Source organism: Coxiella endosymbiont of Ornithodoros maritimus, assembly GCF_907164965.1.
GTDB lineage: Bacteria > Pseudomonadota > Gammaproteobacteria > Coxiellales > Coxiellaceae > Coxiella.
Window position 1 is genome coordinate 1 of sequence record NZ_CAJRAM010000104.1, and the last position, 5,346, is coordinate 5,346.

The following is a 5,346-nucleotide window of genomic DNA, read 5'->3' on the forward strand; positions in this document are numbered from 1 at the left end:
CACATATTGAGCGCCTAACCCCTCTCGTGTGGATCACCTTACCCCACTCATCAATCCCACACAGTTGAAAAACCCCTTTTGCAATAAATACCAACACCAAGTATTTTAATATCTTTCATGGCCCTGCTCCTTTTTTTAAAAATAGAAACTCTATGTTGGCGCATTATAACGCCCTCTTTAAGGAGGGGCACTTTTCATTAGGAGCGAAGCGAAATACGGGGAATTCAATAAATAATAGATAAATAATAGATAGATTCTTAACTATACGCTGAATGAGATGCGTTTTTTATCTTTATAAGAGCTTGACATATCGGCTCCATTGAAGGCTCGCCAAAAAATACTTAATAAGAAATGAGAGGTATATCCTTCACGGAGGCTAAATCAGTCTTTAGAGAAGCGGTAAAAAACTTTATTAGTTTCCGTTTTTCGGTTGGGAAAAAAACGAAACCTCATAACTTACCTAAAGTTGTTTTTCAAATTAGCAGTAAATTAGCAGTATTTTAAGAGGGAAAACTGAAATTGTCGATTATTAAATTGGAACTATTTTTGTTGACCCCTTAGTGAGAATTTCGCGGCAGTACTTCAGCAGAAAAGAGAGAGATGTGGTAAAATCCCGGCCATGCAAAGTACCTCTCAACAATTTGATGTCATCGTCGTGGGTGGCGGTCATGCAGGCACTGAGGCTGCGCTAGTGGCGGCGCGAATGAACGCGCGAACTCTATTGCTGACTCATAACATAGAAACGCTGGGTCAAATGTCCTGCAATCCCGCCATCGGTGGCATTGGTAAAAGCCACCTTGTCAAAGAAATCGATGCGCTTGGCGGAATAATGGCACTTGCGGCCGACCAAGCGGGTATTCATTTTCGAACCCTGAATGCACGCAAAGGTCCAGCAGTTCGTGCAACTCGCTCACAAGCTGATCGCGTCTTATATAAGGCTGCTATCCGCCACGCTTTAGAAAACCAACCTCATTTGTGGCTATTCCAACAAGGCGTCGATGATCTTATTATTCAAAATAATCGAGCAGCAGGCGTCGTGACCCAAATGGGCATCGCTTTTTATGCTCCGACGGTCATTTTAACCGTCGGCACTTTCCTAGGTGGAAAAATCCACATCGGCATGAACCATTACCGCGGCGGGCGCGCCGGCGATCCCCCCGCCCTCGCGCTGGCGGAGCGTCTTCGCGAAATGCCTTTTCGAGTAGAACGTTTAAAAACGGGCACGCCGCCGCGGATCGATGGGCACACCATTGATTATTCCCAATTGACCGAACAAGCTAGCGACCACCCTTTGCCGTTAATGTCTTATTGGAGCCATAGCGAAAACCGCCCTCATCAGGTCTCTTGTTTTATCACTCAAACGAACGAAAAAACCCATGACATCATTCGCAATGCCTTAAAAACCTCACCGCTTTTCTCCGGCGTCATCGAAGGGGTGGGGCCGCGCTATTGTCCGTCCATCGAAGATAAAATCGTGCGCTTTGCGGATCGAAATTCACACCAACTTTTTTTAGAACCTGAAGGATTAAACACTCCTGAAGTCTATCCGAATGGTGTCTCAACCAGCTTGTCATTTGACGCCCAACTCGATTTTATTCACAGCATAAAAGGCTTGGAAAAATGTCACATTACGCGCCCGGGTTATGCCATTGAATATGATTATTTTGATCCGCGCGATTTAAAACCCTCTCTTGAAACTAAATACGTGCTCGGACTCTATTTCGCCGGTCAAATTAACGGCACTACTGGCTATGAAGAAGCGGCTGCCCAAGGCTTAATCGCGGGAATTAATGCCGCCTTGCAAATACAAGAGCGCCCACCTTGGACACCGGCGCGGGATGAAGCGTATATCGGCGTGTTAATTGATGACTTAACGACTCGTGGCACAAATGAACCGTACCGCATGTTCACCAGTCGCGCAGAATACCGACTGGTTTTAAGACAGGATAATGCGGATTTACGGTTAACAGAAAAAGGCCGCAAGTTAGGCTGCGTTGATGACGAACGTTGGAATTTCTTTGTTAAGAAAAAAGAAACAATTGAAAAAGAACAACAACGCTTAAAGAAACAACGGATCTGGCCAAAATCCACCGCTGCCAAAGCCATTGAAAGTCGTTTTCAACAACTCTTGGAACGAGATTATTCCAGCATGGATCTTCTACGACGCCCTGAAATTAATTACCCGGTGCTGATGCAAATTGAAGAATTGGGCCCTGCCGTGTTAGAGCCCTCCGTTGCTGAGCAAATTGATATTCAAGCAAAATACGAAGGCTATTTAACCCATCAATTGGCCGAAATTGCCCGGCAAAAAAAATACCAGACTACGCAGATTCCCTCCTCTCTCGATTATAATCAAGTGAACGGTTTGTCCAACGAAGTTCGACAAAAATTAAATGAAACAAAACCCACCACCCTCGGGCAAGCTAGCCGTATTCCAGGAATCACGCCAGTAGCGATTTCGTTGTTACTTGTTCACTTGAAGAAAAAAGAACTCTATCCTTAAACCCGCTCCGAGTGGAAAAAGAATAATCACCATGATAGAAAAACTAAAACAAGGCATCGACCAATTGGGACTTAAGATCCCAGAAACTATCCAACAATCAATGCTCACCTTTCTCGCTTTTCTGAAAAAAATGGAACCAGGCTTATAACCTCACCGCTATTACCGAAATAGAAAGGATGGTCACCCACCATATTTTAGACAGCCTATCTATCCTCCCCTATCTATAAGGGCGATAAAATCCTCGACGTCGGCAGCGGAGCCGGCTTCCCCGGCATTCCATTGGCTTTCGCTTGTCCCGAAAAGCAATTTACCTTAATTAATAGCAAAGCTAAAAAAACAGCCTTTTTGCTTCAGGCGGCTTCTCGCTTTAAGATAACCAATGTCACTATCATTCAAGAGCGCATTGACTTTTATCAGTCGGGTTTTTATTTTGATACCATCACCTTGCCAGGCATTGGGAAGCGTTAGTGAGACTATTGAACAAACCAATCATTTGCTGCGTTCGGGCGGGCAATGGTTGATAATGAAGGGCACTTATCCTGAAAAAGAATTACGCGACGCAGACTCGTCGGCTATTATGTACGTTTTAAATATCCCAGGATTAAAGGCGGAGCGTCATCTTGTTAGAGTTAAAAATAATAAGGACTAGCGTCTAATGACGACCGTTATCGCCATTGCTAATCAAAAAGGAGGTGTAGGGAAGACCACTTCTGCGGTGAATTTGGCGGCTTCCTTGGGGGCGGCTAAACGCCGTTCTCTATTAATTGATTTAGACCCACAAGGTAGCGCCACGGTAGGGTCAGGCGTCAATAAACAAACGATAACGTCTTCTGTCAACGAGGTCCTTTTAGGTGAAGTGACGGCGGAAAAAGCGATCGTCCCTGCTGATTGGAAATACGATTTATTACCCGCGAATGGTGACCTTACGGTCGCTGAAGTGCGGCTTTTAAAAACGGGCCACCGCGAGTGCTGTTTAGATGAAGCATTAAACGCAGTTAAAAATAATTACGATTTTATTTTAATTGATTCCCCTCCTTCTCTAAATATGTTGACAGTTAACGCTCTTGTCGCCGCTGACAGCGTCTTAATACCGATCCAATGCGAATACTACGCCTTGGAAGGATTAACAAGTTTATTGTCGAGTATTGAGCGGATTCGTAAAACCATCAATCCGGCGTTAAAAATAGAAGGATTATTGCGAACAATGTATGATGGCCGTAACCGATTAACGGTTGAAGTTTCTGAACAATTACTTACTCATTTTGGAGGGAAGGTATACCAAACTGTCATCCCCCGAAATGTGCGTTTGGCGGAAGCGCCGAGTCATGGGTTGCCTGTTATGAACTATGATAAAAATTCACAAGGCGCTGCTGCCTATTTAGCGTTAGCAGGAGAAATCATGCGGCATCATGAGGTGTGTCAATGACACAAAAACGCGGACTGGGTCGAGGACTGAGTGATTTGGGATTAAACGAATTACTCACCGAAATCGATGACACCTCATTAGCGGATTCTAAAACAGAATTAAAAAAATTAACGATCGATGTTATTCAACCTGGTCATTATCAGGCACGTCGACAAATGGGTAAAGACGCTTTAGAAGAATTAGCAAACTCAATCCGTGCACAAGGCATCATTCAACCGATCGTTGTTCAGCCAGTCGGTCAACGCTACGAAATAATTGCAGGGGAACGACGTTGGCGTGCAGCCCAATTAGCTGGCTTAAAAGAAGTTCCTGCTGTTATACGCCACATTACTGATGAGGCGGCGGTCACCATGTCGTTGATTGAAAATATACAACGACAAAATTTAAACGCGATTGAAGAAGCTGCCGCTTTGCAGCGATTGTTGGACGAATTTAAAATGACCCATGAGGAGATAGCAGAAGCTGTCGGTAAATCCCGCACGAGCGTTACCAATAGCTTGCGACTTTTAAAATTAAATCCAGATGTAAAAGCGTTGTTGGAACAAGGCCACTTGGATATGGGGCATGCACGAGCTTTATTAGCGTTAGAAGGTTTTCAGCAAAGCGGAGCAGCAAATATTATTGTAAACCGAGCGTTATCGGTTCGCGAAACCGAAAAATTAATTCAACACTGGCAATCGGAAAATAAATCATCTGCCAACCGCCCAGCAATGGACCCGGATGTAGCGCGCTTACAGCATCATTTATCCGATAAATTGGGCGCGACCGTCACCATTCGACATGGGGCCAAAGGAAAAGGAAAACTCATCATTCATTACAACAGTGCTGATGAATTGGAAGGGATCTTAGATCGAATTCAGTAGTTAAAAATTATGGATAAATCATTAACGGAAATCAAATCGTAAGTTATTTCCGTCACCCAGCAATTTCTGTTGGAGTCTGGTGCTGAGCGCGCCGCCCGCGCCGTTTCTCCCGATGCAGGGTTAGAGCACGATTTGGGGATAGGCAGTCTAGAAAAAGCAGAATTATTTGGCTGCATTGAAAAATCGTTAGGTGTCGAATTACCCAAATCTCTTCTAGTAAAAGCCAAGCAATTAAAGAATGTTATTAAAGCCGTAAAAATGGCTGAACCCACTTTGCTCAAAATAAAAAGGGAAGTCATCGCAGCGCTTAATTGGATAACGCCGGCGTTCGATTCCTAATCACGTTCAAACGCGCCGCTGCACTAAGTAAATTACTCCAATCATTTATTCCTAGCCTATTAGAAGTCATTACAGTCAAAGCATTAACCCGATATATCAGTGGATTTACCCACATTAGATATTGAAGCTACAGACCCTGCGTTAATCCAATATACCTCTGGGGCAGGGGATTGTGAGTTTCCATCATGATATAAATAGCGTTCAGAGAGAAATCC

Annotated in this window: 3 protein-coding genes and 3 pseudogenes; 5 read left to right on the forward strand and 1 reads right to left on the reverse strand. The window is 44.2% G+C overall.

Annotation, left to right across the window (positions count from 1 at the left end; genetic code table 11):
- Positions 1 to 119 (reverse strand): annotated as a pseudogene (locus tag OWO34_RS08815) (IS110 family transposase); the annotation flags it as partial.
- A gap of 500 nt (positions 120 to 619) precedes the next feature.
- On the opposite strand from OWO34_RS08815, the gene mnmG reads away from it, so the two are divergent.
- The 5 genes and pseudogenes from mnmG to OWO34_RS08840 form a co-directional block, all read left to right on the forward strand.
- The gene (mnmG, locus tag OWO34_RS08820) at positions 620 to 2,503 is read left to right on the forward strand and encodes a tRNA uridine-5-carboxymethylaminomethyl(34) synthesis enzyme MnmG (protein ID WP_267257228.1); all 1,884 of its coding nucleotides are present in this window, start codon (positions 620 to 622) and stop codon (positions 2,501 to 2,503) included.
- Positions 2,504 to 2,534: 31 nt separating this feature from the next.
- A pseudogene (gene rsmG, locus OWO34_RS08825) lies at positions 2,535 to 3,152 on the forward strand (16S rRNA (guanine(527)-N(7))-methyltransferase RsmG).
- Positions 3,153 to 3,158: 6 nt separating this feature from the next.
- Positions 3,159 to 3,929, forward strand: coding sequence for a ParA family protein (locus OWO34_RS08830; RefSeq protein WP_267257229.1), 771 nt, complete (start codon positions 3,159 to 3,161; stop codon positions 3,927 to 3,929).
- On the forward strand, positions 3,920 to 4,792 hold the full coding sequence (locus OWO34_RS08835) for a ParB/RepB/Spo0J family partition protein (RefSeq protein WP_267257230.1): 873 nt from the start codon (positions 3,920 to 3,922) through the stop codon (positions 4,790 to 4,792). The genes OWO34_RS08830 and OWO34_RS08835 overlap by 10 nt, the downstream gene beginning before the upstream one ends.
- Before the next feature lie 45 nt (positions 4,793 to 4,837).
- Positions 4,838 to 5,296: pseudogene (locus tag OWO34_RS08840) on the forward strand (phosphopantetheine-binding protein); the annotation flags it as partial.
- Positions 5,297 to 5,346 lie beyond the last annotated feature (50 nt).

Coding starts and splice junctions, on each gene's coding strand:
- OWO34_RS08830 (WP_267257229.1), top strand. CDS start 3,159: ATGACGACCGTTATCGCCATTGCTAATCAAAAAGGAGGTGTAGGGAAG.
- mnmG (WP_267257228.1), top strand. CDS start 620: ATGCAAAGTACCTCTCAACAATTTGATGTCATCGTCGTGGGTGGCGGT.